The organism is Pseudoduganella violaceinigra DSM 15887, from assembly GCF_000425385.1.
Classification (GTDB): Bacteria; Pseudomonadota; Gammaproteobacteria; order Burkholderiales; family Burkholderiaceae_D; genus Rugamonas; species Rugamonas violaceinigra.
On record NZ_AUDI01000046.1, the window covers coordinates 1 to 1,273 of the forward strand.

2 protein-coding genes are annotated in these 1,273 nt (G+C 48.6%); both read left to right on the top strand.

Annotated features, from left to right (window positions below; genetic code table 11):
* A partial coding sequence (locus H597_RS31280) for an RHS repeat-associated core domain-containing protein (RefSeq protein WP_035374529.1) occupies positions 1-679 on the top strand: 679 nt, incomplete at its 5' end.
* The gene (locus H597_RS0116510; RefSeq protein WP_028103100.1) at positions 672-1,148 is read left to right on the top strand and encodes a hypothetical protein; all 477 of its coding nucleotides are present in this window, start codon (positions 672-674) and stop codon (positions 1,146-1,148) included. The genes H597_RS31280 and H597_RS0116510, both read left to right, overlap by 8 nt.
* Positions 1,149-1,273 lie beyond the last annotated feature (125 nt).

Below are 1,273 nucleotides of genomic sequence, written 5' to 3' on the forward strand. Positions count from 1 at the left end.
GTTCACCGGCCACGTGAATGACACCAACACAGGGCTGGTGCAGATGCAGCAGCGCTACTATGATCCTGTGGCGGGGCGGTTCTTGAGCATTGATCCAGTACTGACGGATGTGAATACTGCTGCGAGCTTCAATCGTTACAACTACGCAAACGATAACCCCTATAAATACACTGATCCGGACGGAAGGGCGGTAGATTCAATCACCATCGATTCGAATAAGAACGTTCATATCATTATGGGCATCTCTTACAGAGGAGCCGTCAGTGAAGAACAGGGTCGGTCACTCAATCACGCAATTTTCGAGGCGTACTCTGGTAAGAAGGGTGATTACGCCGTTAATGTGACAATTATTCCTGCTGAACAGGCAAAATACGGCAACATTGTAACTGTCGAAGAAGGGACGGGACGCTCAGTTACCAACGGCTCAAGATTTACAACTCTTAGAACCAGCGACCCAACAGGTGCAACGATGAGCGAAGCCATGGTTCACGAGGCTGGCCATTTAATGGGAATTGGCATTGACAAATATTATTCCAATGGAAAGCCGAAGGCTGGCTGGGAAGGTAACGTAATGGCAAGCCCAAAGGGGGGTGTTGTAGAGGAAAAAAATATAAAAGAGATTATTGATAACAATGGTCCTTTCGTAAACAAAGAAAAAGTTGAGTCGCGTAATGATTAAAAACAAAGCCGCTCTGGGTCGCACTTTGTGCGTTTCCGTACTATATCTTTTGCTAGGTGGATGCAGGGGGGCGGCCCCGGATATAGAAGAAACGCAACGGATTTCGGATTTGATGTCGGAGATGACCAAATCTGTTCAGCGTCAGCAGGTGGCGTTGGACCGCCTCTCTATGGATGGGGATAAGGCGTATGGAAAACTCTTTGCGTTTGTGGACGATCCAAGGCCACTGGCAAGTAAAGAAGTTTTGTTCCTGAATGCTCCTGGAGTCTCGTCCGAGGAATACTTCCATACGCAGAGCAATACTGTAGGCGAGCTGACTGTGCGCTATTTATGTTGGAAAAGCTTAGTTTGCGACCCATGGTTTGACGCACTCGATGAGAAAGATCGAAGGATGCAAATTTCGAAACTTGCGCAGCTGTGTAATGATAAGTATCAGGCTGAAGGGGCGAATTGTGCGCGGCTGAGATAGGATTGAAATCCAATGTCCACCACGCAAACTTTCAGCCAGTCGGGCAGCGCCTACGGCTTGAATGGCACGCATTGGATGCGGGTGACGCAAACCGGCAACCAAACCGAAGAAGTGCACTTCGACGG